The organism is Citrobacter sp. CRE-46 (assembly GCF_059615875.1).
In genome coordinates this window covers 3085098-3110667 of the sequence record NZ_CM184341.1, presented here as the reverse complement: position 1 = coordinate 3110667, position 25570 = coordinate 3085098, and the positions used below count along the sequence as shown (strand labels likewise).

At 50.9% G+C, this 25570-nt stretch carries 25 protein-coding genes and 2 pseudogenes; 14 read left to right on the top strand and 13 right to left on the bottom strand.

What is annotated here, in order from left to right:
- Positions 1-93 precede the first annotated feature (93 nt).
- Positions 94-1158 (bottom strand): acyltransferase family protein, encoded by a 1065-nt coding sequence (locus tag AC534G_RS15185; protein WP_110498331.1) that lies wholly within the window; start codon positions 1156-1158, stop codon positions 94-96.
- 261 nt (positions 1159-1419) lie between these two features.
- Here AC534G_RS15185 and lolC point away from each other — a divergent pair, with 261 nt between their 5' ends.
- From lolC to cobB, 5 genes are read left to right on the top strand one after another with little or no spacing between them, the layout of a single operon-like run.
- The gene (lolC, locus tag AC534G_RS15180) at positions 1420-2619 is read left to right on the top strand and encodes a lipoprotein-releasing ABC transporter permease subunit LolC (protein WP_038639847.1); all 1200 of its coding nucleotides are present in this window, start codon (positions 1420-1422) and stop codon (positions 2617-2619) included.
- A complete protein-coding gene (lolD, locus tag AC534G_RS15175) occupies positions 2612-3313 on the top strand; it encodes a lipoprotein-releasing ABC transporter ATP-binding protein LolD (RefSeq protein WP_110498327.1) in 702 nt (233 codons plus the stop codon). The genes lolC and lolD overlap by 8 nt, the downstream gene beginning before the upstream one ends.
- Positions 3313-4557 (top strand): lipoprotein-releasing ABC transporter permease subunit LolE, encoded by a 1245-nt coding sequence (lolE, locus tag AC534G_RS15170; RefSeq protein ID WP_199981131.1) that lies wholly within the window; start codon positions 3313-3315, stop codon positions 4555-4557. Before lolD ends, lolE begins: the two co-directional genes overlap by 1 nt.
- Before the next feature lie 18 nt (positions 4558-4575).
- Entirely contained in the window at positions 4576-5487 is a 912-nt protein-coding gene (gene nagK, locus AC534G_RS15165; RefSeq protein ID WP_085048504.1) for an N-acetylglucosamine kinase, read from the top strand.
- A 15-nt stretch (positions 5488-5502) separates the two neighbouring features.
- Complete coding sequence (gene cobB / locus AC534G_RS15160; protein ID WP_110498323.1) at positions 5503-6324, top strand: Sir2 family NAD+-dependent deacetylase; 822 nt, start codon at positions 5503-5505, stop codon at positions 6322-6324.
- Positions 6325-6424: 100 nt separating this feature from the next.
- On the opposite strand, the gene potD is transcribed toward cobB, so the two are convergent.
- Genes potD through potA form a run of 4 tightly spaced genes read right to left on the bottom strand, consistent with a single transcriptional unit; the run spans position 6425 to position 10252 of the window.
- Positions 6425-7471, bottom strand: a complete 1047-nt coding sequence (gene potD, locus AC534G_RS15155; protein WP_003030797.1) for a spermidine/putrescine ABC transporter substrate-binding protein PotD — start codon at positions 7469-7471, stop codon at positions 6425-6427.
- Positions 7472-7498: 27 nt separating this feature from the next.
- Positions 7499-8278 carry a spermidine/putrescine ABC transporter permease PotC gene (gene potC / locus AC534G_RS15150; RefSeq protein ID WP_006684943.1) on the bottom strand — a complete coding sequence of 260 codons (780 nt, stop codon included), beginning with the start codon at positions 8276-8278 and terminating at the stop codon, positions 7499-7501.
- Positions 8275-9132: a spermidine/putrescine ABC transporter permease PotB gene (gene potB / locus AC534G_RS15145; protein WP_038639863.1), complete on the bottom strand. Its 858-nt coding sequence runs from the start codon at positions 9130-9132 to the stop codon at positions 8275-8277. Before potB ends, potC begins: the two co-directional genes overlap by 4 nt.
- Entirely contained in the window at positions 9116-10252 is a 1137-nt protein-coding gene (potA, locus tag AC534G_RS15140; protein WP_110498321.1) for a spermidine/putrescine ABC transporter ATP-binding protein PotA, read from the bottom strand. Before potA ends, potB begins: the two co-directional genes overlap by 17 nt.
- A 250-nt stretch (positions 10253-10502) precedes the next feature.
- Here potA and pepT point away from each other — a divergent pair, with 250 nt between their 5' ends.
- Positions 10503-11729 (top strand): peptidase T, encoded by a 1227-nt coding sequence (gene pepT, locus AC534G_RS15135; RefSeq protein WP_038639867.1) that lies wholly within the window; start codon positions 10503-10505, stop codon positions 11727-11729.
- A gap of 96 nt (positions 11730-11825) precedes the next feature.
- On the opposite strand, the gene roxA is transcribed toward pepT, so the two are convergent.
- The 4 genes from roxA to AC534G_RS15115 form a co-directional block, all read right to left on the bottom strand.
- Positions 11826-12947, bottom strand: a complete 1122-nt coding sequence (gene roxA / locus AC534G_RS15130; protein ID WP_038639870.1) for a [50S ribosomal protein L16]-arginine 3-hydroxylase — start codon at positions 12945-12947, stop codon at positions 11826-11828.
- Between the two features lie 91 nt (positions 12948-13038).
- Entirely contained in the window at positions 13039-14502 is a 1464-nt protein-coding gene (gene phoQ / locus AC534G_RS15125; protein ID WP_069323350.1) for a two-component system sensor histidine kinase PhoQ, read from the bottom strand.
- The gene (phoP, locus tag AC534G_RS15120; RefSeq protein ID WP_042309337.1) at positions 14502-15173 is read right to left on the bottom strand and encodes a two-component system response regulator PhoP; all 672 of its coding nucleotides are present in this window, start codon (positions 15171-15173) and stop codon (positions 14502-14504) included. The genes phoQ and phoP overlap by 1 nt, the downstream gene beginning before the upstream one ends.
- Positions 15174-15685: 512 nt before the next feature.
- Complete coding sequence (locus AC534G_RS15115) at positions 15686-15922, bottom strand: DinI-like family protein (protein WP_110498319.1); 237 nt, start codon at positions 15920-15922, stop codon at positions 15686-15688.
- A gap of 584 nt (positions 15923-16506) precedes the next feature.
- On the opposite strand from AC534G_RS15115, the gene AC534G_RS15110 reads away from it, so the two are divergent.
- Genes AC534G_RS15110 through AC534G_RS15090 form a run of 5 tightly spaced genes read left to right on the top strand, consistent with a single transcriptional unit; the run spans position 16507 to position 20658 of the window.
- Positions 16507-17163, top strand: coding sequence for a thermostable hemolysin (locus AC534G_RS15110; protein WP_110498317.1), 657 nt, complete (start codon positions 16507-16509; stop codon positions 17161-17163).
- Positions 17144-18586, top strand: coding sequence for an AMP-dependent synthetase/ligase (locus AC534G_RS15105; RefSeq protein WP_110498315.1), 1443 nt, complete (start codon positions 17144-17146; stop codon positions 18584-18586). The genes AC534G_RS15110 and AC534G_RS15105 overlap by 20 nt, the downstream gene beginning before the upstream one ends.
- Positions 18583-19248, top strand: a complete 666-nt coding sequence (locus AC534G_RS15100; RefSeq protein ID WP_110498313.1) for an iron-containing redox enzyme family protein — start codon at positions 18583-18585, stop codon at positions 19246-19248. Before AC534G_RS15105 ends, AC534G_RS15100 begins: the two co-directional genes overlap by 4 nt.
- Positions 19235-20041, top strand: a complete 807-nt coding sequence (locus AC534G_RS15095) for an SDR family oxidoreductase (RefSeq protein ID WP_110498311.1) — start codon at positions 19235-19237, stop codon at positions 20039-20041. Before AC534G_RS15100 ends, AC534G_RS15095 begins: the two co-directional genes overlap by 14 nt.
- Complete coding sequence (locus AC534G_RS15090; protein WP_110498309.1) at positions 20038-20658, top strand: tetratricopeptide repeat protein; 621 nt, start codon at positions 20038-20040, stop codon at positions 20656-20658. Before AC534G_RS15095 ends, AC534G_RS15090 begins: the two co-directional genes overlap by 4 nt.
- 354 nt (positions 20659-21012) lie before the next feature.
- Here AC534G_RS15090 and AC534G_RS15085 read toward each other — a convergent pair whose 3' ends face one another.
- The gene (locus AC534G_RS15085) at positions 21013-21108 is read right to left on the bottom strand and encodes a hypothetical protein (RefSeq protein ID WP_260454528.1); all 96 of its coding nucleotides are present in this window, start codon (positions 21106-21108) and stop codon (positions 21013-21015) included.
- Positions 21109-21214: 106 nt separating this feature from the next.
- On the opposite strand from AC534G_RS15085, the gene AC534G_RS15080 reads away from it, so the two are divergent.
- The 3 genes and pseudogenes from AC534G_RS15080 to AC534G_RS15070 all read left to right on the top strand — a co-directional run bounded on the left by AC534G_RS15080 (position 21215) and on the right by AC534G_RS15070 (position 22529).
- Positions 21215-21373 (top strand): hypothetical protein, encoded by a 159-nt coding sequence (locus tag AC534G_RS15080; RefSeq protein WP_233593778.1) that lies wholly within the window; start codon positions 21215-21217, stop codon positions 21371-21373.
- A 207-nt stretch (positions 21374-21580) separates the two neighbouring features.
- Positions 21581-22071, top strand: a pseudogene (locus tag AC534G_RS15075) (hypothetical protein).
- Positions 22072-22190: 119 nt separating this feature from the next.
- On the top strand, positions 22191-22529 hold the full coding sequence (locus AC534G_RS15070; RefSeq protein ID WP_110498305.1) for a hypothetical protein: 339 nt from the start codon (positions 22191-22193) through the stop codon (positions 22527-22529).
- A 345-nt stretch (positions 22530-22874) separates the two neighbouring features.
- Here the strand turns inward: AC534G_RS15070 and AC534G_RS15065 are convergent.
- The 3 genes and pseudogenes from AC534G_RS15065 to purB all read right to left on the bottom strand — a co-directional run bounded on the left by AC534G_RS15065 (position 22875) and on the right by purB (position 25570).
- A pseudogene (locus AC534G_RS15065) lies at positions 22875-23127 on the bottom strand (DinI-like family protein).
- Positions 23128-23205: 78 nt separating this feature from the next.
- Positions 23206-23862: a class I SAM-dependent methyltransferase gene (locus tag AC534G_RS15060; RefSeq protein WP_162620729.1), complete on the bottom strand. Its 657-nt coding sequence runs from the start codon at positions 23860-23862 to the stop codon at positions 23206-23208.
- Between the two features lie 337 nt (positions 23863-24199).
- Entirely contained in the window at positions 24200-25570 is a 1371-nt protein-coding gene (gene purB, locus AC534G_RS15055) for an adenylosuccinate lyase (protein WP_110498301.1), read from the bottom strand.

The following is a 25570-nucleotide window of genomic DNA, read 5'->3' as shown; positions in this document are numbered from 1 at the left end:
ATACATCTGATAAGCAATGTTCTTTATTATCCGTGATCGTTTCTCATAAGCAAATTGATTCGCCCCCTGATGGGGGCAAAAAGCGCGTTGAAATTAGCGCGAGGCCGTCGATAAAGACGGTGGAGAAAAGAGCAAGTCGGCAATGGTTTTTTGCGAAATCTTACGCACCAGTAAGCCAAACAGAGTGCAGAACAGCAGGCAGGCGAAGGGATAAACCAGCAGCAGGAGCAACTCGCCGTACGCAGGCCAGGCGGCATGATTGATTTTGGGGATTAGCGTTAAGCTGAACAGCTCAACCAAAATACGGTGGGTGGTATAGATGGCGATAGTATTAGATCCAATCACGCTTAACGGGCTGGATGCGCGCATACCAAAGCGCTGCTCGAACTGATAAAACAGCTTCATAATCAGTACAATAGACAGGAGGGAAAGCAGTAGCGAAATATTTGCCAGCCACGCGACCACAGCGGCCACTACGCTAACCATAAATATGAGCGTATGGCGGCGCAGAGGCACCTCTTTGATCCATACTATCAGCGTTGCGCCAAACCAGGCGCCGAGGCTGTACCAGGGCAGATTGCGAATCACGCTGTTCATTCCCCACCACGGCGTGGGGAAAAAATTGATCGCCACGCTCAGCACGACAAACAGCGCCAACAGCGGTAACGCCCAGCGGTTGAACATCTTACACAGCACAAAATAGACAATCAGCGCATACAGATACCACAAGCTGGTGCTGGCGGTCAGCATCCCGTGGGTAAAGCCAGCGATTGAACCGGCATACGCGGCGTTGGCGGCATGACTCAGATCGCGTTGCGGAGCCAACCAGTTATTGAGCGAGACTAACGCCAGCCATTGCACGACTCCCCATAGCACCAGTACCCAGGCAATACTCCAGATCCGTTTATCCACACAGGTTGTCCAGGGAACGCTATCGATGTAGCGGCGGATCAAATAGCCTGAAATAAAGAAAAATACCGGCATACGAAACGGCGCCAGGTACAGATTGAGGTAAATCCAGCATTTGCTCAGCATCTCTGAAAGCGGATACTGAAAGGTGGTGAGGTGTGGGTAAAACGTAATGACTGAGTGATATATCACCACCAGACAAATGCATAACCCTTTGATTTGATTAATCCATAATTCTTTTTTATTCATTGAGACAGCGTACCCATATTGTTTGCTATAGCCTGCCATCCTGCGCAACCCGCTGTACGCTGTAATGCGTAACTGTCTGCATTTTGTTTTTTTTAGGATAAAGATCAGGGACCCGGACTGAAGGGGGAGGGGTAACTACAGCAGATTGATTTATCTATCCTTTTAGGAATAGTGCTGACGAACACTTACGGTTCAGTCATTTACCCATTCCGCTTTCGCTTATATACTCGTGACTTTGCTAACAGCAACCAGACGGATTTCATGTACCAACCTGTCGCTCTATTCATCGGCCTGCGTTATATGCGCGGGCGTGCAGCAGATCGCTTCGGTCGCTTCGTTTCCTGGCTCTCCACCATCGGCATTACTCTCGGGGTAATGGCGCTGGTCACAGTGTTGTCAGTGATGAACGGTTTCGAGCGCGAGCTGCAAAACAATATCCTTGGCCTGATGCCCCAGGCTGTTCTCTCGTCTGAACAGGGTTCCCTAAACCCGCAGCAATTGCCGGAAAAAGCGGTGGTGTTGAACGGCGTCAACCGCGTTGCACCCATAACAACGGGTGATGTGGTGCTGCAAAGTGCGCGTAGCGTGGCGGTTGGCGTAATGCTGGGTATCGACCCGGCGCAAAAAGATCCGCTCACGCCGTATCTGGTCAATGTGAAGCAAACAGATCTGCAACCGGGTAAGTATAATGTCATCCTCGGTGAGCAGCTTGCCGGGCAGTTGGGCGTTAACCGTGGCGATCAAATTCGCGTAATGGTGCCGTCCGCCAGTCAGTTTACGCCGATGGGGCGTCTGCCTAGCCAGCGTCTGTTTACGGTGATCGGCACCTTTGCCGCTAACAGCGAAGTCGACGGCTACCAGATGCTGACCAACATTCAGGATGCGTCACGCCTGATGCGCTACCCGGTGGGTAATATCACCGGCTGGCGTTTGTGGTTGAACGAGCCGTTAAAGGTTGACACGTTGAGCCAGCAAACGCTGCCGCAAGGTACCAAATGGCAGGACTGGCGCGAGCGTAAAGGGGAATTATTCCAGGCCGTGCGCATGGAGAAAAACATGATGGGGCTGCTGCTCAGTCTGATCGTGGCGGTGGCGGCTTTTAATATTATTACCTCGCTGGGTCTGATGGTAATGGAGAAGCAAGGGGAAGTGGCGATTCTACAAACTCAGGGGCTAACGCCGCGGCAGATCATGATGGTGTTTATGGTTCAGGGGGCCAGTGCCGGGATTATCGGCGCGCTGCTGGGCGCAGGGCTGGGCGCATTGCTCGCCAGTCAACTGAACAACCTGATGCCCATTATCGGCGTGCTTCTGGATGGCGCTGCGCTGCCGGTCGCCATCGAGCCGCTGCAGGTTATCGTCATTGCGCTGGTGGCGATGGCCATCGCGTTGCTGTCAACGCTTTATCCTTCCTGGCGCGCTGCCGCCACTCAACCCGCTGAGGCTTTACGTTATGAATAAGATCCTGTTGCAATGCGACAACCTGTGCAAACGCTATCAGGAAGGCACAGTGCAGACTGATGTCCTGCACGATGTCAGTTTTTGCGTTGGCGAAGGCGAGATGATGGCGATTGTCGGCAGCTCCGGCTCCGGTAAGAGTACGCTGCTCCATCTGTTAGGTGGGCTGGATACACCAACTTCCGGCGACGTCATTTTTAGCGGTCAGCCGATGAGCAAACTCTCGTCTGCGGCGAAGGCGGAGCTGCGCAATCAGAAGCTGGGCTTTATTTACCAGTTCCACCATCTGCTGCCGGATTTTACCGCGCTGGAAAACGTGGCGATGCCGCTGCTGATTGGCAAGAAAAAACCGGCTGAAATCACCGCGCGCGCGCGCGATATGCTGAAAGCGGTAGGGCTGGACCATCGTGCCGGCCATCGCCCGTCTGAACTGTCGGGCGGCGAGCGTCAGCGCGTGGCGATTGCCCGTGCGCTGGTGAATAACCCTCGTCTGGTGCTGGCGGATGAACCAACGGGTAACCTTGATGCGCGCAACGCGGACAGCATTTTCGAGCTTCTGGGGGAGCTTAACCGCTCTCAGGGCACGGCATTTCTGGTGGTGACGCACGATCTGCAGTTGGCGAAGCGCATGAGCCGCCAGCTTGAAATGCGCGATGGTCGCCTGACGGCTGAACTGAGCCTGATGGGAGCAGAGTAATGGCTTCGCCTTTATCGTTATTGATTGGCCTGCGTTTTAGCCGAGGTCGGCGGCGCGGCGGTATGGTCTCGCTGATTTCGGTGATTTCTACCGTTGGCATCGCGTTGGGTGTGGCGGTGTTGATCGTCGGGTTAAGCGCCATGAATGGCTTTGAGCGTGAGTTGAACAACCGTATTCTGGCCGTGGTCCCGCACGGTGAAATTGAGGCCGTCAACCAGCCGTGGAACAACTGGCAGGAAGCGCTCGATAAAGTACAGAAAGTGCCTGGTATTGTCGCCGCAGCGCCCTATATCAACTTTACCGGACTGGTGGAGAGTGGGGCGAATCTACGCGCGGTGCAGGTGAAGGGCGTTGACCCGAAACAGGAGCAGCATTTAAGCGCGCTGCCATCGTTTGTGCAGAACCACGCCTGGGATAATTTCAAAGCCGGTGAGCAGCAAATCATCATTGGTAAGGGGATTGCCGATGCGCTGAAGGTGAAGCAGGGCGACTGGGTATCGATTATGATCCCTAACGCCAGTGCGGACCATAAGTTACAGCAGCCTAAACGCGTGCGTTTGCACGTGACGGGCATTTTGCAGCTGAGCGGTCAGCTCGATCACAGCTTTGCCATGATCCCCATGGAAGACGCGCAGCAATACCTGGATATGGGATCCAGCGTTTCCGGGATCGCGCTAAAAGTTAACGACGTCTTTAACGCCAATAAACTGGTACGTGACGCGGGTGAAGTCACCAATAACTATGTTTATATTAAGAGCTGGATTGGCACCTACGGCTATATGTACCGCGATATTCAGATGATCCGCGCCATCATGTATCTGGCGATGGTGCTGGTGATTGGCGTGGCCTGTTTTAATATCGTTTCCACGTTAGTGATGGCGGTAAAAGACAAAAGCGGTGATATTGCGGTATTAAGAACCCTGGGGGCTAAAGATGGTTTGATCCGTGCCATTTTTGTCTGGTACGGCCTGCTGGCGGGTTTGTTCGGTAGTCTGATAGGCGTCGTCATCGGGGTGGTTGTCTCGCTGCAGTTGACGCCGATCATCAACGGCATCGAGGCGCTTATCGGCCATCAGTTCCTGTCTGGCGATATCTATTTCATTGACTTCCTGCCATCGGAATTACACTGGCTGGATGTGATCTACGTACTGGTGACAGCATTAGTGCTGAGTCTTTTGGCGAGTTGGTATCCGGCGCGTCGCGCCAGCAATATTGATCCTGCGAGAGTACTTAGCGGCCAATAACAATAAGAAGGAGCGGTGATGTATTACGGATTTGACATCGGCGGGACCAAAATTGCGCTGGGGGTATTTGATAACCAACGCCGTTTGCAATGGGAAACACGCGTCCCTACGCCTCGCGACAGCTATGAAGCTTTCCTTAATGCGGTCTGCAATCTGGTAATGGAAGCGGACCAGCGATTCGGCGTCAAAGGTTCGGTGGGGATCGGCATTCCTGGTATGCCGGAAACAGAAGACGGTACGCTGTACGCGGCCAATGTGCCTGCCGCCAGTGGTAAACCGCTCCGTGCCGATCTCAGCGCCCGCCTTGACCGTGATGTTCGCCTGGACAACGATGCCAACTGTTTTGCCCTCTCTGAGGCCTGGGACGACGAGTTCACTCAGTATCCGCTGGTTATGGGATTAATCCTCGGCACCGGTGTCGGCGGTGGACTGGTGCTTAACGGTAAATCTATCACCGGACGCAGCTATATCACCGGTGAGTTTGGTCATATTCGTTTGCCTGTCGATGCGCTGACGCTGATGGGATTTGATTTCCCACTGCGCCGCTGCGGATGCGGTCAATTGGGCTGTATTGAAAGCTATCTCTCCGGTGGTGGATTTGCGTGGTTGTATCAGCATTACTACCATCAACCGCTGGATGCCCGTGAAATTATCGCGCTGTGGGAGCAGGGGGATGAGCAAGCGCGCGCCCATGTTGAACGTTATCTGGATTTACTGGCAGTCTGTTTGGGGAATATCCTGACCATCGTTGATCCTGATTTAGTGGTGATTGGTGGTGGTTTGTCGAATTTTTCCGCTATTACGACGCAACTGGCGGACAGATTGCCACGCCATCTGCTGCCGGTTGCCCGAGTGCCGCGTATTGAGCAGGCGCGGCACGGTGATGCGGGCGGAATGCGCGGGGCCGCTTTTTTACATCTTACCGATTAATACAAAGAGGTTGTTATGCTGTCGCGTCGGAGTCATCGGTTAAGCCGCTTTCGTAAAAATAAACGCCATTTGCGCGATCGCCTGCGTCAACGAATCTTTTTCAGAGACAGAGTGGTGCCTGAATTGATGGAAAAACCAAGAGTGCTGGTACTGACGGGAGCGGGGATTTCTGCCGAGTCAGGTATTCGAACCTTCCGCGCGACGGATGGTCTTTGGGAAGAACATCGGGTCGAAGACGTTGCGACCCCGGAAGGGTTTAGTCGCAACCCGGAACTGGTTCAGTCGTTTTATAACGCCCGTCGTCATCAATTGCAGCAACCAGAAATCCAGCCCAACGCGGCGCATATCGCGCTGGCAAAACTTGAAGCCGAGCTGGGTGACCGTTTTTTACTGGTGACGCAGAATATTGATAACCTGCATGAACGCGCGGGCAGCCAGAATGTCATCCATATGCACGGCGAACTGCTCAAGGTTCGCTGCTCGCAAAGCGGACAGATTCTGGAGTGGACGGGTGATGTGACTGCGGAAGACAAATGCCATTGCTGCCAGTTCCCGGCTCCGCTGCGACCGCACGTCGTGTGGTTTGGTGAAATGCCGCTGGGAATGGATGAAATTTATATGGCGCTGGCAATGGCGGATGTGTTTATTGCCATTGGCACATCAGGCCATGTCTACCCGGCCGCGGGTTTTGTGCATGAGGCGCGGCTGCATGGAGCGCATACGGTAGAGTTAAATCTCGAGCCGAGCCAGGTGGGAAGCGAGTTCGAAGAGAAGCATTACGGTCCGGCAAGCCAGATGGTGCCGGAGTTTGTTGAGAAGTTATTGAAAGGGCTGTGATTTTTTTTTGCCGGAAGGCGCTACGCTTATCGGGCCTACGCTTCGCATTGATGTAGGCCCGATAAGCGTAGCGCCATCGGGCATTCCTTACAACGCTGAATTAGCGTCCTGCTTTCAGCTTCTGATAATACTCTTCATAAATAGCGCTGGCGGAGCCGACGTCATTTTGCCATTCCCCTTTATTGATGGTTTCAGCATCAGGGTAGAGCGTTTTATCGTTCGCCACTTCCGGGCTCAGCAGCTTACGTGCCGCCAGGTTTGGCGTTGGATAACCGATAGTTTCTGCGACTTCTTTCGCCACGTCCGGGCGCAGCAGGAAGTTAATCAGCTTCAGCGCACCTTCTTTGTTTTTCGCATTAGCCGGAATAGACAGACTGTCCATCCAGAAAATACCCCCTTCCTTCGGCCACACCACTTCCAGCGGGGTCCCCGCCTGGCGCGCGACATATGCGGAGCCGTTCCACACCATCCCCAGATTGACTTCGCCTTCCATATACGGGTTGGCCGGGTTGTCAGAGTTAAATGCCGCGACGTTAGGCATCAGCTTCTTTAACTCGTTATACGCGGCTTCAATCTCTTTAGGATCGGTGGTATTGCCGGAATACCCCAGCTTGCGCAGCGCCATCTGGAAGACTTCACGCGCGTCATCGGTTAACAACAGGCTACCTTTGTACTCCGGTTTCCACAGGTCGGCCCAACTGGTTACGGTTTTCGGGTCGATGGCATCGCTGTTGACGCCAATGGCCGTCGCACCCCAGATATACGGAATGGAGTAGTCATTGTTGGGGTCAAACGGCTTGTTGAGCATTTCCGGATCGAGGTTGTGGAAGTTGGTCAACGTCGACTTGTCGATCTTCTGGATCATGCCTTCTTTACGCATTTTATCGACGTAATAGGTAGACGGAACCACCAGATCGTACGCACCGTCTTTATAGGTTTTGAGCTTGGCGTACATGGTTTCATTCGACTCGTAGGTCGAATAGATAACCTTAATGCCGGTCTCTTTGGTGAACTGCTCCAGCAGTCCTGGCGGCACGTACTCAGTCCAGTTATAGAAATAGAGCGTGTTGTTGTCATTCGCGTGAGCGGCGCTCATGCCCAGTGCCAGAGCACCCGCCGCGAGCAGGTGGCGTGACCATTTTTTCATCATTTAACGTCCCCTGAATTAAGGGCCTTAGCGGCCCTTGGTTTTATCACGTGCAATAAGCTGGCTGGCGATCACCATAACCAGCGACAGAACCAACAAAATGGTCGCCAGTGCGTTCACCTCGGGTGATACGCCGACTTTTACCATTGAGTAGATTTTTAAGGGCAAAATTTCATAACCCGGCCCGGTGACGAAGGATGAAACAACGACGTCATCCATCGACAGCGTAAAGCTTAGCAACCAGCCTGCGGCCACCGCAGGCATTGCCAGCGGCAGAATGATCTTGCGCAGGATAGTCACTTCACTGGCGCCCAAATCTTTTGCCGCTTCCAGCATTCGCACATCAAAGCCTTTCAGACGTGAGTAGACCGTCACCACCACAAAAGGCAGACAGAAGGTAATATGCGAAAACAGCAGCGACCAGAAGCCGAGCTGAATGCCAATCAGCATAAACAACACCAGCAGTGAAATCGCCATTACGATATCGGGCGACATCATCACCACAAACAGCATGCCGCTGACAAAGGGTTTCCCGCGAAAACGGTAGCGATAAAGCGCGACCGCGGTGAGTGAACCGATCAGCGTGGCAAACGTTGCGGAGAGCACTGCCATCGTCAGGGAGTGTTGCGCCGCCTGCAGCAGGCTGTCGTTGTTCACCAGCAGACCGTACCACTTGGTAGTAAAACCTTGCCAGTTGATGCCAAAGCGCGAGCTGTTAAAGGAGTTCACAATCAAAATAATGATTGGAATGTACAGATACGCGTAGATAGCGGTCATAAAACCGCCACGAAGCAGTCGACCGATCATTCGAGTTCTACCTTCTTGTTCAGCAAGCGGGAGGCGCGCCAGTAGACCAGCAGCATCAGCCCCATCACGATAGTCAGCGTTATGCTGGTAGCTGCGCCAAACGGCCAGTCGCGAATGTTCAGGAACTGCACTTTAATCACGTTACCAATCAACAGGTTTTTCGCCCCGCCCATTAAATCGGAAACGTAAAACAGCCCCATTGCTGGCAGCATAACCAGCAGACATCCGGCGATAATTCCCGGCATCGTCAGCGGAATAATGATGCGGGTAAAGGTCTGAAGTTTGCTGGCGCCTAAATCGCGTGCGGCTTCCAGCAGCGGTTTATCGAGCTTCTCAATGCTGGAGTAGAGCGGCATCACCATAAACGGTAGCAGGATGTACACCAGGCCGATAATCACCGCGCTGGGGGTAAACATGATGCGAATGGGGGTATCAATAATGCCGAGCCACAACAGAAACTCGTTGAGATAGCCTTTGGTACTGAGGAAAATTTTGAGTCCGTAGATACGAATAAGCGAGTTGGTCCAGAACGGAACAATCAGCAGGAACAGCAGCAGCGGGCGCACTTTTTCCGGCAGCTTTACCAAAAACCAGGCAAACGGATAGCCAAGTACCAGACAGGCGAGCGTGGCAATCAACGCCATATTGAGGGAGTGAACCAGTACCTCAAAATAGAGCGGATCCAGCAGGCGAGTATAGTTTTCCAGCGTAAAGACCATTTTGACGAAATTAGCGTCGTCACGGGTCAAAAAGCTGGTGCCGATGATCATCAGGTTGGGCAGAAAGACAAATAACACAAGCCAACCGACAATGGTGACGATCACCACACTCTGGAATTTACTTGTGTTCTTCATCAGCCAGTACGACCTCCCAGCTTTCTACCCAGTTAATCGCCATTTTCTGGTCGAGCGAGTGGTCGAAGTCAGGATCGTCTTCATTGAAGAATTCACTGACCATCACCATCTTGCCATTTTCCAGTTCCACAACCGACTCCAGCGTCATGCCTTTGTAGTTGCGTTCACGCACGTAGCCGATAAGACCTTCAATATGATTATCGTCGTTGATCTCATCAACGCGCAGATCTTCCGGACGCAATAATACGTGCAGTTTTTGCCCAGACACCACCGCAAAGTTGACGTAAATGTTGCACTCGCGACCTTCCACATTAGCACGAACGCGCTGATCGTCCAGACGCTCAATGACCGTCGCGTTAAACATATTGATTTCGCCGATAAACCCGGCGACAAACAGATTTTTCGGCTCTTCGTAGATTTCGCGCGGCGTACCGTCTTGCTCAATCTTGCCATCGCGCATCACCACGATACGGTCTGACATGGTCAGCGCTTCTTCCTGGTCGTGCGTGACAAAAACAAAAGTGATACCAAGCTTACGTTGCAGCGCTTTCAGTTCGTTCTGCATCTGTTTGCGCAGTTTGTAATCCAGCGCAGAGAGGGATTCATCTAACAGGAGCAAACGAGGTTTGTTGACCACTGCACGGGCAATCGCCACGCGCTGTTGCTGTCCACCAGAAAGTTGATGTGGCTTTCGTTGGGCGAATTCTTCCAGTTGTACCATGCGCAGGGCTTCGGTAACACGAGGAGGGATATCAGCAGCGGGTGTTTTCTGCATGCGTAAACCGAAGGCCACATTTTCAAACACGGTCATGTGGGGAAATAACGCATAGCTTTGGAAGACGGTGTTCACGTAGCGATTTTCCGCCGGAACGTGAGTGATGTCCTGGTTGTCCAATATGATATGACCGGAATCAACCGTTTCCAGACCGGCAATCAGGCGAAGAACGGTTGTTTTACCGCAGCCAGAGGGGCCGAGCAGCGTGAGAAACTCGCCGTTTTTGATGGTCAAATCCAGGCTGGAAATCACCTCTTTACCATCGAAACTTTTGCGAATTCCCGCTAATTGCACCAGTGGAGAAAGCGAACGCGGTTGTTTATTCAATTTTTTACTCTGTCCCATGTAAACGCACCGGATGGCTGACCGATGCGGGGTTTGTGGTTAACCACCTTGATGACTCTTAATGAGGGCCGTTATTCTACGGCAAACCATGGTAATCGCCAATCCTTGTTGCGAATTACTGACTTAGCCCTATAGTCAGAGTGGATGTCATGGCGAAATATTCTTACTTGCGGGGATAAAAGTGACCTGACGCAATATTTGTCTTTTGTTGCTTATTGATAATGTTGTCACAAAAAGTGAGGGTGACTGCATGGATAAACTACTTGAGCGTTTTTTACACTACGTGTCGCTGGACACCCAATCCAAATCGGGCGTGCGGCAAGTACCCAGCACCGAAGGACAGTGGAAGTTATTACAACTGCTCAAACAACAGCTCGAAGAGATGGGGCTGGTCAATATTTCACTCAGCGAAAAGGGGACGCTGATGGCAACGTTGCCTGCTAACGTTGCTGGCAATATTCCCGCTATCGGTTTTATTTCCCATGTGGATACCTCACCGGATTGCAGTGGTAAAAACGTTAATCCACAAATTGTTGAAAACTACCGCGGGGGCGATATCGCGTTAGGTATTGGCGATGAAGTTCTGTCGCCGGTGATGTTCCCGGTACTGCATCAGCTTTTGGGCCAGACGCTAATCACTACAGACGGCAAAACATTGCTGGGCGCCGATGATAAAGCGGGTATCGCAGAAATCATGACCGCGCTGGCTGTGCTGATCCAAAAAGATATTCCGCATGGTGATATCCGCGTGGCTTTTACGCCGGACGAAGAGGTTGGCAAAGGGGCGAAGCATTTCGACGTTGCGGCATTCGATGCGCAGTGGGCCTATACCGTTGACGGCGGTGGCGTGGGGGAGCTGGAGTTTGAAAACTTCAACGCCGCGTCGGTTAATATCAAGATCGTGGGCAACAATGTGCATCCGGGCACCGCAAAAGGGGTGATGGTGAATGCGCTGTCGCTGGCTGCGCGTATTCACGCGGAGGTTCCGGCCGATGAAAGCCCGGAAACGACGGAAGGCTATGAAGGCTTTTATCACCTGGCGAGCATGAAAGGGACGGTTGATCGGGCGGATATGCACTACATCATCCGTGATTTTGACCGCAAGCAGTTTGAAGCGCGTAAACGCAAGATCATGGATATCGCCAAGAAGGTTGGCAAAGGGTTACACCCGGACTGCTACATCGAGCTGGTGATCGAAGACAGCTATTACAATATGCGCGAAAAAGTGATTGAGCATCCGCACGTGCTGGATATTGCCCAGAAGGCGATGCGCGATTGCGATATTGAACCTGTGCTGAAGCCTATTCGTGGCGGAACCGACGGCGCGCAGCTGTCGTTTATGGGGTTACCGTGTCCGAATCTGTTCACCGGCGGCTACAACTATCATGGCAAACATGAATTTGTGACTCTGGAAGGGATGGAAAAAGCGGTGCAGGTCATTGTACGTATTGCGGAGCTGGCGGCGAAACAAAAATAAATGTAGATGCCGGATGGCGCTTCGCTTATCCGGCCTACAAATATCTCATCCCGTAGGCCGGATAAGCGAAGCGCCATCCGGCGCAGTCACAATGATTTACCCTTCGAAGAACCAATACCCGCTGTTAACCAGTGCGGCCAGCATGGCAAGGAAGGATGGATCTTCCAGTGCATCCTCAAAATTCTCGGCCGTCAGTACGATATGACTGGCAAGGGCTTCAAGGGCAGGACGATGCGGCGAGTCAATTTTCTCACCATTGGCGTAGATATCGTCGCCGATGCGCAATACACGCAATCCACCCAGACGCACTAATACATCCCCTTGCTTCAGGGCATCGTAGATTTCGTCAGGCTGATACGGTGGCTCTGGCGGGGCAATATCCAGTTCATGACGAGACTGAGAAATAAACTCACCAAACCATTGTTGGAAATGTTCAGGTTGATTAATCAGCCCCAGCATCATTTCGCGCAGCTTGTCCATCTCCTGCGGCAGAACGTCAGCCGGATGATCGCGGGGCGGAAGATCCGGATCGCTGTAATACGTGCTGCCCAGTTCACGCTGCAAAACGTAATCGGCAAATCCGCTAATCAGTTCGCGAGTGTTTGGCGCACGGAAGCCCACCGAATAGTTCATGGCGTTTTCCAGCGCGTAGCCTTCGTGTGGGAACCCTGGCGGAATATACAGAATATCGCCGGGTTCCAGCTCTTCATCAATGATGGCTTCAAACGGGTCGACCTGCAGCAGATCCGGGTGAGGACAGTGCTGCTTCAACTGTAGTTTTTCGCCCACACGCCAGCGGCGGCGTCCGGTTCCCTGAATAATAAACACATCGTACTGATCCAGATGCGGGCCAACGCCGCCGCCGGGTACGGAGAAGGAGATCATCAGATCGTCAATACGCCAGTCCGGCAGCTCGCGAAACGGACGCATCAGCGCCGCGGTTGGCTCATGCCAGTGATTGACCGCCTGCACCAGCAGCGACCAGTTGTTTTCGCCAAGATGGTCATAGCTTTCGAACGGACCGTGGCTAACCTGCCATTTACCGTCCTGGTGGCTGACGAGTCGGCTGTCGACTTCGCTTTCCATCGCCAGTCCAGCCAGTTCGTCAGGAGAGAGTGGATCAATAAAGTTGTTAAACCCGCGTTTTAAGACCACCGGGCGTTTTTGCCAGTGGCGTTCCAGAAAATCGGGCCAGTTAAGTGTGAGTTGGTATTCCATAATGAGCATCCGCAGGCTGGTATCTGCAACCGATTATAACGGATACTTAACCTCAAGCGTGAAGTCAGTACATATTTATTACATGCGACGATTACTCGTCTTTCTGCCCCGGCTGCTGGCGACCAAAAATAACTTCCATGCGCGCGCCGCCCAACAGGCTGTCACCTGCAATAATCTGCCCGTCATACTGTTCGGTGATTTCACGCGCTACCGCCAACCCGACACCTTGTCCTGGTCGTAGCGTATCGACACGTTGTCCGCGGTCAAACACCACTTCCCGTTTGCTATGCGGAATGCCGGGGCCATCATCTTCAACCAGAATATGCAGTTGATCCTCTGATAGTCGCGCTGAAATCTCGACGAACTCCAGACAATATTTACAGGCGTTATCCAGCACGTTACCCATCACTTCGACAAAATCGTTCTGCTCGCCTACAAAGCTGATTTCAGGTGAGATGTCGAGATTAATGTTAACGCCTTTACGCTGATACACCTTATTCAGCGCCGAAGTAAGTTTATCCAGCAACGGCGCGACCGGATGCAGTTCCCGGCTGAGCAGGGCGCTGCTGCCACGCATGCTGGCGCGATGCAGGTAATAGCCTATCTGCTGGGAAATACGACTGATTTGCTCGAGCATGATGGGCTCCGCGTCGCTTACGTTCATTTTTTCGTTACGCATCGAGCGCATCGTACTTTGCAATACGGCCAGCGGTGTCTTCAGGCTATGCGTGAGATCGGTTAACGTGGTGCGGTATTTGTCGTAGCGCTCACGTTCGCTTTTCAACAGCCGGTTGAGGTTGCGGACCAGACTGGTCAGTTCACGCGTGGTGGCGGGATTCAGCATCTCACGATGATGTTCTTCAAGCTCACGAACTTCACGCGCCAGCGATTCAATAGGCCGCAGGCTCCACCAGGCGGCCACCCATAACAGTGGGATGACCAACAACAGATTAGCGACCAGCACATAAATAAACCAGCTCCAGACCATATACGAGCGCTTTAACTCAATAGGAATGGTATCGACAACCACAATGGTCAATTGGGGCATTCTGGCGGTGGCTGGGTAGACATTTACCGCTACCGAGTGGGTCATTTCAGCGTCGTCGTCGTCTTCTCTGACTTCTTTTAACTGCTGCTGTGCGGAGTGATCTGCACCCAGCAACGTGCTGGTGGCGTCGACATTGGCCTCAATCTCATGAAAACCGTTCGTTTTAAGCCAGTCCGGTTGAATACTCTGGGTCAGCCACGGGACGTTGCGCTGCGCCCACAGCAACTTGCCGTTTTCATCATAAATCAGCGACATTGTGGGGCTTTGCATGTCGAGATTTTCGGGCAACTCGACATTAATTTTACCGTTATCCCATTTCGCCAGGGTATAGAACAGATTACTTTCGCCGCGCAACAGGCGAAACGTGGTCTTATCAAAGCTGACGCTATATCCCACCAGGGCAACGATGCCGTAGGCCAGTGAGAGCACCAACACCACGCCAGCGGTTGCCAGTAAAAAACGTAGCCGTAGCGATAACGGGAAAAAATGACGCAATAGTTTATTCATTAGCGCAATTCAAAAAGATATCCCTGGCCACGCACGGTGGTGATGACGTCGTCAGGATATTGCGCCTGTATTTTTTTGCGCAGACGTCCCATCAGAACATCAATAGTATGACTTTCACGCAGCTCGGCATCCGGATAAAGCTGCAGCATGAGCGAATCTTTACTGACCACTTTGCCGTTATTGCGGATGAGTGTTTCCATTATGGTGTATTCGAACGCCGTGAGCTTGATAACCTCATCATTGACGGATAACTCGCGGCGAGAGAGGTCCACCTGAAAAGGTGGAAGGGAGATAATCTGCGATGCCAGACCGCTGTTGCGACGCATCAATGCCTGCATGCGTGCAGCCACTTCTTCAATGTGAAACGGTTTGGTGACGTAATCGTCGGCGCCGGCGCTGAGCACTTCCACCTTGTCCTGCCAGCCTTCACGGGCGGTTAATACCAGAATGGGGAGTGAAACATCATTGCTGCGCCAGCGGCGGATCAACGACAAGCCATCTTCATCAGGGAGTCCTAAATCAACGATCGCGATATCCGGCAGATGTTCATTAAGGTAATAGTCTGCTTCCTTAGCGTCCTCTGCATCATCCACCTGATGCCCTAAATCCTGTAACTGAACCTTGAGGTGGTGGCGTAGTAAAGCATTATCCTCGACAACCAGTACGCGCATCATCGTTACTCCCTATATGAACGGTATGAATAGTTTAACGCTGATTATGTGGATTGAAAGCAGCGCTATGAAATTAAATAACTTTTCTCATGCTCCCCTGCCCGTGGGGGCGTCCTGGGGGCTATTAGTGCCTGGTACCCATGAAGTCAAAGTGGGTCGGGATAGTTTTTAGATAGCTGGAGTCGCGACACTTCTTCATGAGGAGCATGAAATATAAACTGGCTTCGGTTTGCGGGCTTAAGCATTTCTGATAAAACTGCCATCTGTTTATTGACTGTTGAGGACACTCGGCCTTGCCCGGCAAGATTCGGCATTGCCGGGTTAATAATTGTCCCAGCCAATAACTCTTTTCGGTAATGCAAAATATCGGCATGCTCAGTATCTACCAGACGGGTATTTTCTCTGATTACACGTAGTAACGTATTTACGACCGAAGTAAGCGATAGCAGTGTTGCACCAGATACCTCTACTCGATCTAAAAAATGGCAGCAGGAGCCACCAGCTTAAGGGGGTTAACTAACCAACCACTCATCTGTGCTTCCACAGGTACCCAGGAGAATTGATTCAATTTTCTTTATGTCGTCCTTGTCACCGCCAAGAACGCTGAAACCGTCAGCCCCAGCTCCACGAATGCTCTGGCTACAGTTTTCATCCTGATGCCCCAATCTTTTCAGCAACTTTTTTTCCAATGCTGATACCGTGCCATTTGGAAATTCTTTAGTGTGATCAATGGCTAATTCAACTCTCATAACTGCCTCCAATGCAGGTGCTGTATTTTTGAACAGTATGCCTGTAAGTGGAAATGATCAACGATTTAAGAGCACAAATTGTTAATTTTTGTCAGGATCATAAAAGTGGAAATTCGCTGTAGCGGATTGAATTGGCGATATATTATTAAGCTGCAGTTTTTTTCTACTGGCAAAGCCTAAACAAATTAACCCTGACCAGCGTCTCATCGAACAGCGCAGGTTGAGCCATGAGGTAACACCTTAACCGCCTTTTAGTATCAGCATAGAGTCTGGATCGCGTCATGAGCAGACGTTTTACGTTTCTATTGAGATGGACAAATCCCGGATGCTACTTCCCCCTGAACCAGGATGTTAAAGTTTCGTTAATCATTTTCTTTCAGCTCGACATAACGCCTTATAATTAAAGGCAGCGAAATTATGACTACCCATTTACGTAATGTATTTCCACATCAGGACATTGCGTTTTTTCGGGTCCTACACATTTTTGTCGCGATATTGGATTTAAATTACCTGGCTCATGCTCAACTTAATGTTGACATAATGTTAACTCGCCATACTGGTAAGACTCTAAAAGAGGTCTTCCTATGCGAATCTTATCTCCTTATACGTTGCTCTGGCTTCCTGGTGAACATGAACAGAATGATATTTCAGTGTTTATTCGTGAAAGTTATTCTCAGTTTTATCATGCTTCTCTTCCACGCTGCATGCCATGGTTACTTGGAATGTTCGATGCCAACGGAGAATTAAAAGCAGCCTGTGGCGTCCAGCCGGCCTCAATGGGCAAGATATACCTCGAACGCTATCTTGATGTCCCAGTTGAAGTCGTGCTGTCTGCACGATTGTCACATCCCGTTTCACGCAACTCGATTATTGAAATTGGTAATTTTGCCGCGAGCGACGGGGCAAGCGCCCGAATAATGTATGCGGCTCTATGCCTGCTTCTCAATCAATACAACTATTCGTGGATTGTCTTTACCGGAACTAAAAAAATACGCAATACCTTTTTCCGCCTGAATCTGCAACCAGTCGCATTGATGCCTGCTGACCCGACAAGGCTTGGCGAAGCTGCGCGTGAATGGGGGAGCTATTACGAACATGACCCGCAAATTATGGCGGGGGAGTTACATGGTGGGCAAACCACACTGAGTCAGACCAGCCTGTTGCTGGGAATGTTTGCTGATCCGCCTTCTGCTCCCTGGATAACCCCTTCCGGAGGATCTTATGCTTCTGAACACGCTTGAGAAACAGGCTGCGCTTCAGCCAAATGCCATCGCCCAGCAGGGCGATTCTCGCTCGTGGAGCTGGCAGCAATATCATGAAGCCGTTAAGGCAGTAGCCGAACAATTATCTTCCCTCAAGGTAAAACGGCTGGCACTTGAAATGGAAAACAGCCCGGAATGGGCCATCATCGATCTGGCATGCCTGGTAAGTGGAGTGGTGATCATCCCTGTCCCCTCCTTTTTCAGCGGGCAACAAAAAGCCTGGGTACGATCATCAGCCTCTGTGGATGCACAAATCGGTGGAGAAATCCTGGCGGATTGGCAGGAACACGATTTTGTACTCGGAAGGCTGCAAATCCGTGCAGTAGAGGAGCCCGTGACTCTGCCTGCAGGAACGGCAAAGATAACGTATACCTCCGGTACAACCGGAGAGCCAAAAGGCGTCTGTCTGAGTCTGGATGGTATGGAATGGATGGCTCAAACCTTAGCGACCGCATTGCACCCCCTGAATCTGGAAAAACACCTGGTGACACTGCCCCTCAGTATCCTGCTGGAGAATCTGTGCGGCGTTTACATCCCTCTGCTACTTGGCGCTGAGACGGTGATTCTGCCACCCTCCCGGATTGGGTTTGAAGGTTCCAGCCGCTTTAATCCCGCCCAGTTTCTTCTGGCGCTGACCACCTGGTGTCCACAAAGTCTGGTGCTGGTACCGGAGTTGCTACGTGTGTTACTGCAACTGCACAAGCAGGTACCGGGCAGTACGCAATCTTTACGGTTTGTCGCCGCAGGCGGCGGCAAGGTTCCGGCTTCGTTGCTGACAATGGCGATAACGAGTGGTTTACCAGTATATGAAGGGTATGGCCTCTCCGAATGTGGCTCTGTCGTTGCTCTAAATCTGCCCGACGCCATAAAAGAGAACAGCGTTGGTCGGCCGTTACCGGGTATCCGGCTCCATGTTGATGACCAGCAGCAATTGTGTGTCACCAGCCCGGCCAACGCTCTGGGCTATCTGGGAGACGCGCCTGCCTCACCCACGGTTGCCACCGGCGATCTTGGCAGTGTCGATGAACACGGCTTTGTTCGTATTCAGGGACGCCTGAAGAATGTGCAGATAAATGCCTTTGGTCGTAATTTTTCACCTGAATGGCCTGAGGCAGAGGCCATGACCTGTCCGGCTGTACGCCGGATAGTGATTTTTGGAGAAGGCTTAAGGCATAACGTTGCACTTGTAGATGCCTTCGACGGGCAACAGATGCAGGCCCGCGAGCAGCTGCTGGCCCTTTCCGCACGCCTGCCTGATTATGCGCAGTTCCATCGCTTATTATTCACTTCAGCTATATCAGAGCCAGGCATGCTCACTACAAATGGCCGCCCACGCCGGGAACTCATCCGGCAATCCCTCTGGCAACACATTCTCACCTGTAGTGAAAAGGAGTCATCATGAGCTTTTATAACAAGTTACAACAACAGACTGAGGAGGAACGCCGGAGTTTACTCTCCTCACCTGTCATCGCGCGCTGTCAGGCTGGTGACATCTCGCACGACCTGTATATCGCTTTTCTGACACAGGCTTACTATCACGTCAGCCATACCGTCCCCCTGTTGATGAGTGCGGGTAGCCGCTTGCCAGCCTCACATGAAGCCGTTCGGGGCGCAATTGCTGAATATATTGACGAAGAGTACGGGCATCAGGAGTGGATCCTGAACGATATTCAGGCTTGCGGCGGTGATGCGCAAAGCGTTCGCAATGGCACCCCAGGGATACCGATAGAAATGATGGTTGCCTGGCTCTACTACCGTATTGAACGGGTCAACCCTATGAGTATTTTTGGCATGGTACAGGTACTGGAGGGAACCAGCGTGTCTATTGCTACCGCGATTGCAGCCCAGGTGGAACGGACACTGGGGCTGTCAGAACAGGCGACAACCTACCTGCGTTCACACGGTGAACTTGATCAGGGGCATCTTAAATTTTTCGCCTCACTTATGGACACCGTAACTGATGAAGCCGATCAGGCAGCCATTATCTATGCCGCTCGTCGCGTCTATCACCTGTATACAGAGATGCTTAACCAACTGGGGCAGACCACGTATGAACCTGCATGATAAAACCGTTTTGCTGACCGGCGCCAGCGGTGGTATAGGACAAGAGCTGGCGCAAAGGCTGGCGCACAAAGGAGCCAGACTCTACCTGGTTGGACGAAATGCGCAGGCGATGACGCTTTTGAAAGAGATGCTTCCCAATCCGGAACGGCATCATATTGCGCTGATGAGCAGTTATACTGATGACGAAATCGTCGCGCTGGCCAGCAGATTCAAAGATGAGAACAAACTGGATATCCTGATCAACAATGCCGGAACCAGCCGTTTTGCACTGTTTGAACAACAGTCTTTTGACGATATTCGGGAACAGATTAGAACCAATATCGAAATCCCCACCCTGTTGACCCGCGCCTTGCTGGATAAGTTTAATCCGCAGGGCATCATCCTGAACATTGGTTCGATATTTGGTGAAATTGGCCACCCAGCCTGGAGCGTGTATAGCGCCACCAAAGCGGCTACGCACCGTTTGTCGGAAGCGCTGGGGCGCGAGTTAAAGGGGAATGGTATCAGCGTACTGTATGCTGCGCCGCGTGCCACCGAAACGGCGCTCAACAGTGACGAGGTTTACGCGCTTAACCGCAAACTGGGTAATAGCAGTGATTCCCCGCAAGTTGTCGCCATACGTCTGGTACATCTCCTTGAGACAGAGCAGAAACTCTACCGCTTCGGCGCGATGGAACGTCTGTTCGTTAAAATCAATGCCTGGTTTCCCGGTTTAGTGGACAAAGCGCTGGGTAAAAAATTACCAGTAATCCAGTCCTTTACCCAGGGCACATTCAAAGGTGAAGACAAATGAAAATTGTGAAAACGTTGCTCCTGACAGCAGCTTTTCCCGCCTCTGCCATGGCGACTACCACGTTGGAAAACCTCCAGCACGACTGGTCCGTTTGTCAGTATCGGACCCTTGAAGCAAAAAAAGAGAGCTGCTTTACCACACTGAGTCAACGGGCCCATAGTGCGAGCCTGGCGAAAAATAATGCTGATGCGGCATTGCTTATCTGGTCGGCGATTATCGACAGTAGCTGGGCTGGGGCTAAAGGAGGGCTGGGTGCATTGAGTCTGGTCAAACAGGCCCGTAGCGATCTGGAAAAAGCGAACAGTATTGACCCCAATGCTTTACAAGGATCAGCTTGGACCAGCCTTGGGGCGCTATATTATCAGGTTCCCGGCTGGCCGATTGGATTTGGTGATAAAAACAAAGCCGAAGAAATGCTGAAAAAAGCACTGGCGATAAATCCTGATGGCATCGATCCAAACTATTTTTACGGTGACTTTTTGCTGAAAGAGAAAAAGACTGACGAAGGGAAACGCTATCTCGAAAAGGCTCTTAAAGCACCTGCTCGCCAGGGGCGTGAAATTGCCGACCAGGGACGCCATCGCGATATAGCAAAAGACCTGGAAAGTATTCAGTAAAATATTCAACCCCCTGCGTTGTTATAACGCCTGGGGTTGTTAGTTTGTAAATCCGTGTCACCTTTCCTCAGTTGGCGAAATCTCCGTGTTCGTACTGGTGCCTCAAGGTAGTTTCTTACATAAATTGAGAGTCTGCCCTTGAACAAAGTGGGGGGATGGACAGTGTGGTAATTCGCTTTGTTTCATTGCGCCCGCTCCTGCATCAGTGCGCCATGTTTGCGAATGCTGCGAACGGCTTCACGAAGTTTTTCCAAGTTGGCCAGTTACACTTTTGTGCGGCGAATTTCATTTGAGATACCGCGTACCGTTGGTATCAGCAGAGCATCAGGATGGCTGGCGAAAGCGAGGATTTCCTCAACAATTTCGGTGACAGATTTTTCTGGTACTGGTGGAGTTGACGTCCTGATAACCTTCGTATCGGTACATAACCCGAAGATGAGACACTCTCATTACCGTCACCATGCGTCCGCGTTCGTTGCGGTATTTCATCCCTGGAATCAGTTCATCACTGCGCTCGACTGTTTCCGCCAGTACTTTGTGCTTCATCGCATTTTTCATGCGGTCTGCAGAACTCGACAGGGAACTGGATGCAGCATTTGCCAATAGCGCCTCAAATGAGGGTGAAAAAACGGAAGTAACCGAACAGGAAGACGATCGCCCACTTCTGGATGATCATGAAATTGAGATTGCCCACGCGCTGAATGACCTGCTTTAGGGACGTACTGACATTATGGGTAAGGAAGAAGCGGAAGGCGTTGTGGCATGTACTGGTCATATTATTACTGACATTCTTCCTCTGCTGATCATCGATATTGCCACCACTGAATTTTGTCTGTCGCCCAATTTCAGCGACGAAGAAGTTCACGATGTCGCAACGACGATTCTTGATAGCTGGTCTGATGATGCTGCCGTACGTCAGAAAATCGCCCTCGATGCGATCGTGGAATATCGTCGTCCGGAATCTGGATGGATTAAATCCCTGCTCACCACATGGGGCGAAGGTGTGGGAGGAAAAACTACGCCCCGTATGCCGCGAGGGCACGCGTGCTGGAATCTGTTAAGGAACGGAACTGGTCAGATAAGGCGTTAGAGCGCTTCACTGTAGCGTTGAACCAGGCTCGTGAAGAGGGTTACCGCGGACAGCAGGCAATGAACAGAGCGCACAATATTCTCTGGCCACAGTCAACTGCCAGTGTAATTGACGAATCCCTGCATAATGATGATGTTGATTTTGTTGAACAATGCGTACTGCAGGCACTGGATATAAACGATCCGGTTTATGTCGTTGGTCTTCAGTATTACACCACCCGAAAAAAAATCTCAGACATAACCCGGGAACTGCAGGCGATTGCGCCATGGTTAACCGACGGGGAGGCGAGAAAGCGCGTGCGATGGTGCCTGGAAATATTCTGAGCAAAAACATTCCTTGCGGTTCGTAACCAGAATCACGAAAAGCACATTAAATATTGGCATGGGGTATCAGCAGAGTTTACAGTTGATGTCATAATTTTTACCAAGCAATTGGGGAAAAAATGGCACGCCGAGTTGAATTGCGGGGCATAGCTAATGCTCTTAATGAGAGCTTTGTGAGCCGTAACAACGGTTTTAAAGGATACTGGACTATTGGTCAGTTAAAGTTATTAGCTATCAATAACAACCTGACTACGATGGATTTTTTACTTACTCCCCCTAAAAGCGCCCCGAACTTTAATCTGATACATTATGTTGAACTCCACTATGCAGTCATGCTTGAACGCTTGTTAAGAAAACAACAAATTCCTGATAATTGGGTAAGTGAAGCTAGTATTAGACTCGATTTCAATGTTAATGCTAAAAACGAGCAGTTGAATAAATGCTCAACCTCAGGTTAACCTTTTCAGTGCTGTTGTCAGATAATTGATGATACTGGTCGTGGTTACTCTTCCGTTGTTTATGGCCGGAGCCAAGTTCACTCATCCGTGAAAGAACTAAAACGACTCAAATACTAACTACATAAAAATCTTCTGAACTTCCGCTCTTCGCTCAAAGCAGACTGTCAGATTTGATTGTGTGCTGCTAGTGAAAACCGTCAACTCAACTCTGAGCTAATACATCTAAATGCTCATAACCGCTAACCTCTTAATACAAACCATCTATGGAATATCTAACCTGATTTGAAGTCCTGGGAGCGGAGTTACTTGTTTTCTTCAAAGCCCACGTACGTGGGCACTAGTGCTTCAATCCTGAACCAGCCACATATCAGCCTCTTCAAACATTTCCTGAACAGTGCGGCTTATCAGTTCCTTCTCATGCTTGCTGGCGTCAGTGTTGATCGCCGGCAGTGTCATCAGCGATTTAACCCGAACATCAGCATCGGGAAAGATCCGGTAAACCCTCTTGGTCAGTTCGCCCAGAATGATATCTTTTGCACTGGGCAGCCCATCAAAATTCCCTTTTATCATAAACGAGTTCTATGAACTTATAAGTTATGTGAGAATGGCTGAGTCTAATGTTTGTTCGATGATGTGAGTTGCTGTAACCATATATGTTCAGGATGTGGCCTGGATACTATTTTTTCCCTGAAGCGGAAAACATCACAACAGTACCTTTGACCTTGGTTTTAACATCCTCGAAATGCTCTGAAAGCATTTGTTTTAACCCTTCTTTGGAATCTTCGGTGTTTGAAAAGATGCCTTTCTGATTGTATATGCTCATCAGTTTTTGACCGAAAGTATTATGCACAACGCCGTCACCAACAATTGTGGCTCCATAGAGAGTTCCGTCGTCCGTTAAGGCCTGTGCCGCATTGCGTATTACACAGGTTTTTGTCGATATATTTCCAGGCAGGCAGTGAAGAAGGTAAAACATTGAAATGGAATCAAATTGATCATGTAATGCCGCGGGATAAGGTTCAAAAACATCATGACAAATTTTATGTTGAATTTTTGACTTCCCAGCCCTTGTTGATGCTGCGTTCAGGCTGGCTTCGTTCAAATCCATTAGAGATATCAGACTACTCTCAGGTGCGTGAGTAAGGTAAAACCCAGTTCCAACACCAATATCCAGATGGTTGTTACCTAAATGTTCCAAAAAGTGTGGAAGAAGGTATTCCTTTGTAGGACATCCCCATGCAAGCCGATTTGATACACTCAAAACCCACCAGTCATAAAGTTTTAGTGTGAGTGGTGTGTAAATTTTAGCTCCATCATCTGTGTTTTTTTTCATTAATTTCACCTTGTTATAGTTTTGAAAGTGAATTAAATCAATAATAGCGATGAATTACAAGGGGTTAAATGATGCCACGATGTAATGATATTGAAATAGCTTGGCATGCTTTGATACAGCAAGAACCGAATGGCCGGAAGAGCGGTTTAAACATTCTGCTGGTTGCAATTTCAGAACGTGCATAAATTAGCGGCAGCTTAGACCACCATCGATTGTTACTTTTTGGGGGGCATTATTTGGGGCGAAAAAAGCCGGAAGGCGCTGACGCTTATCCGGCTTCAATATAACATCATCTGGAGGCCGGAACTGACGAAACCGCCGTCCGGCACAAACCAGATTACTTCAGTTCATCAACCATGGTGATGGCGCGACCAATATAGTTGGCTGGTGTCATCGCTTTCAGGCGAGTTTTCTCGTCTTCCGGCAGGGCCAGGCCATCGATAAACTGTTTCATACCTTCGGCGTCAACGCGCTTACCGCGCGTCAGCTCTTTCAGCTTCTCGTACGGTTTTTCAATGCCATAGCGACGCATTACGGTCTGAATAGGTTCGGCCAGCACTTCCCAGTTATGGTCCAGTTCATCAAGCAGATGCTCGCGATTGACTTCCAGTTTGCTCACGCCCTTCAGCGTGGACTGATACGCGATCAGCGCATAGCCAATACCGACACCCAGGTTGCGCAGAACGGTAGAGTCCGTCAGGTCGCGCTGCCAGCGGGAAACCGGCAGTTTGCTCGCCAGGTGTTGCAAAACCGCGTTAGACAGACCCAGGTTACCTTCGGAGTTTTCGAAATCGATTGGGTTAACCTTGTGCGGCATGGTGGAGGAACCGATCTCACCGGCGATAGTTTTCTGTTTGAAATGGTTCAGCGCCACGTAACCCCAGACATCGCGGTCAAAGTCAATCAGGATAGTGTTGAAACGGGCGATGCAATCAAACAGCTCGGCAATGTAGTCGTGCGGTTCAATCTGCGTGGTGTAAGGGTTCCACTGGATGCCCAGCGACGTAACAAACTCTTCGCTGAACTGATGCCAGTCTACTTCCGGATAAGCGGCGATGTGGGCGTTATAGTTACCGACGGCGCCGTTGATTTTACCGAGAATGTCGACCTGGTTAAGCTGGCGGTACTGGCGCTCCATACGGTAGGCCACGTTCGCCATTTCTTTGCCCAGCGTAGACGGGGTGGCGGGTTGACCGTGGGTACGGGAGAGCAGAGGGATATCGCGATACTGTACGGACAGATCTTTCACTGCGTCGATAAGCTTACGCCAGTACGGCAGGACCACTTCGTCGCGAGCGGTTTTCAGCATCAGCGCGTGAGACAGGTTGTTGATGTCTTCTGACGTACACGCGAAGTGAATAAACTCGGAAACGGCATGCAGTTCCGGGATATCAGCCACTTTTTCTTTCAGGAAATACTCAACTGCCTTCACATCATGGTTGGTCGTACGCTCAATGGTTTTGATGCGCGCAGCATCTTCTTCATTGAAGTTAGCGACGATCGCATCAAGGAAACCGATTGCGTCGGCAGCAAAAGCAGGAACTTCCTTGATCGCTGCGTGCGCGGCCAGTTTTTGCAGCCAGCGTACTTCAACCTGTACACGGAATTTCAGCAAACCGTATTCGCTGAAAATCCCGCGCAGCGCGCTGACTTTATCGCCGTAGCGTCCATCGACAGGGGAAACGGCGGTCAGTGAGGATAATTCCAT

Bases quoted from the DNA above. Each gene is read 5' to 3' on its own strand.
- AC534G_RS15185 (WP_110498331.1), bottom strand. From the start codon at position 1,158: ATGAATAAAAAAGAATTATGGATTAATCAAATCAAAGGGTTATGCATT.
- lolC (WP_038639847.1), top strand. From the start codon at position 1,420: ATGTACCAACCTGTCGCTCTATTCATCGGCCTGCGTTATATGCGCGGG.
- lolD (WP_110498327.1), top strand. From the start codon at position 2,612: ATGAATAAGATCCTGTTGCAATGCGACAACCTGTGCAAACGCTATCAG.
- lolE (WP_199981131.1), top strand. From the start codon at position 3,313: ATGGCTTCGCCTTTATCGTTATTGATTGGCCTGCGTTTTAGCCGAGGT.
- nagK (WP_085048504.1), top strand. From the start codon at position 4,576: ATGTATTACGGATTTGACATCGGCGGGACCAAAATTGCGCTGGGGGTA.
- cobB (WP_110498323.1), top strand. From the start codon at position 5,503: ATGCTGTCGCGTCGGAGTCATCGGTTAAGCCGCTTTCGTAAAAATAAA.
- potD (WP_003030797.1), bottom strand. From the start codon at position 7,471: ATGAAAAAATGGTCACGCCACCTGCTCGCGGCGGGTGCTCTGGCACTG.
- potC (WP_006684943.1), bottom strand. From the start codon at position 8,278: ATGATCGGTCGACTGCTTCGTGGCGGTTTTATGACCGCTATCTACGCG.
- potB (WP_038639863.1), bottom strand. From the start codon at position 9,132: ATGAAGAACACAAGTAAATTCCAGAGTGTGGTGATCGTCACCATTGTC.
- potA (WP_110498321.1), bottom strand. From the start codon at position 10,252: ATGGGACAGAGTAAAAAATTGAATAAACAACCGCGTTCGCTTTCTCCA.
- pepT (WP_038639867.1), top strand. From the start codon at position 10,503: ATGGATAAACTACTTGAGCGTTTTTTACACTACGTGTCGCTGGACACC.
- roxA (WP_038639870.1), bottom strand. From the start codon at position 12,947: ATGGAATACCAACTCACACTTAACTGGCCCGATTTTCTGGAACGCCAC.
- phoQ (WP_069323350.1), bottom strand. From the start codon at position 14,502: ATGAATAAACTATTGCGTCATTTTTTCCCGTTATCGCTACGGCTACGT.
- phoP (WP_042309337.1), bottom strand. From the start codon at position 15,173: ATGCGCGTACTGGTTGTCGAGGATAATGCTTTACTACGCCACCACCTC.
- AC534G_RS15115 (WP_110498319.1), bottom strand. From the start codon at position 15,922: ATGAGAGTTGAATTAGCCATTGATCACACTAAAGAATTTCCAAATGGC.
- AC534G_RS15110 (WP_110498317.1), top strand. From the start codon at position 16,507: ATGCGAATCTTATCTCCTTATACGTTGCTCTGGCTTCCTGGTGAACAT.
- AC534G_RS15105 (WP_110498315.1), top strand. From the start codon at position 17,144: ATGCTTCTGAACACGCTTGAGAAACAGGCTGCGCTTCAGCCAAATGCC.
- AC534G_RS15100 (WP_110498313.1), top strand. From the start codon at position 18,583: ATGAGCTTTTATAACAAGTTACAACAACAGACTGAGGAGGAACGCCGG.
- AC534G_RS15095 (WP_110498311.1), top strand. From the start codon at position 19,235: ATGAACCTGCATGATAAAACCGTTTTGCTGACCGGCGCCAGCGGTGGT.
- AC534G_RS15090 (WP_110498309.1), top strand. From the start codon at position 20,038: ATGAAAATTGTGAAAACGTTGCTCCTGACAGCAGCTTTTCCCGCCTCT.
- AC534G_RS15085 (WP_260454528.1), bottom strand. From the start codon at position 21,108: ATGAGAGTGTCTCATCTTCGGGTTATGTACCGATACGAAGGTTATCAG.
- AC534G_RS15080 (WP_233593778.1), top strand. From the start codon at position 21,215: ATGCGGTCTGCAGAACTCGACAGGGAACTGGATGCAGCATTTGCCAAT.
- AC534G_RS15070 (WP_110498305.1), top strand. From the start codon at position 22,191: ATGGCACGCCGAGTTGAATTGCGGGGCATAGCTAATGCTCTTAATGAG.
- AC534G_RS15060 (WP_162620729.1), bottom strand. From the start codon at position 23,862: ATGAAAAAAAACACAGATGATGGAGCTAAAATTTACACACCACTCACA.
- purB (WP_110498301.1), bottom strand. From the start codon at position 25,570: ATGGAATTATCCTCACTGACCGCCGTTTCCCCTGTCGATGGACGCTAC.